Consider the following 585-nt stretch of genomic DNA (forward strand, 5'->3'; position numbering starts at 1 on the left):
CCGACCTGATCCCCGCCGCCGACCGGTACGGTCACCTCGAGATGGGGTACGTCCGAGACGGGGCCACCGGACGCGGGATCGGGAGTCGGCTCCTCGGACGCCTGCACAGGATCGGCGCCGAGCGCGGAGTCGACGTGCTCGTCGCGGACTCGTGGTACCACGGCGGCGCCGACTCCCCGGAGAAGCTGTTCGACCGCCACGGCTACGAGGCGGTCCACCGCGAGCCGATCGACCGGCCCGCCGCCGAGTGCCCGAAGTGCGAGGTCGAGTGCACCTGCGAGGCGGCGCTCGCGGTGCGGCGCGTCGAGGGGGGAGCGCAGTGAACCACGACCGCGTCCACGCCCGAGAGCCGTCGCACCACGTCGGCCGGTGGTCGGTCGGAGTGATCGAGTCGATCGACGAGCGCGACGGGCACGCCGTCGTGACGACGGGGGCGGAACGGAGCGCGACGACGCGTCCGTCGAACTCGTGATCACGTTCGCGGTCAGGGACCTCTTCGTGGGGCGGCTTCCCGTCGAGGACGGCGAGTCGCCGGTCGGCGAGCGCGTGTGGTATCGGAAGCGGGGCGGGTAGCGCGGTGGGGGG

At 73.3% G+C, this 585-nt stretch carries 2 pseudogenes; both read left to right on the forward strand.

The window, feature by feature from the left end:
* Nucleotides 1-323, forward strand: a pseudogene (locus DJ74_RS18085) (N-acetyltransferase); the annotation flags it as partial.
* Nucleotides 320-573, forward strand: a pseudogene (locus tag DJ74_RS18090) (hypothetical protein). The pseudogenes DJ74_RS18085 and DJ74_RS18090, both read left to right, overlap by 4 nt.
* The last annotated feature ends 12 nt before the right edge of the window (nt 574-585 follow it).

Source organism: Halorubrum sp. Ea8, assembly GCF_002252925.1.
Lineage (GTDB): Archaea > Halobacteriota > Halobacteria > Halobacteriales > Haloferacaceae > Halorubrum.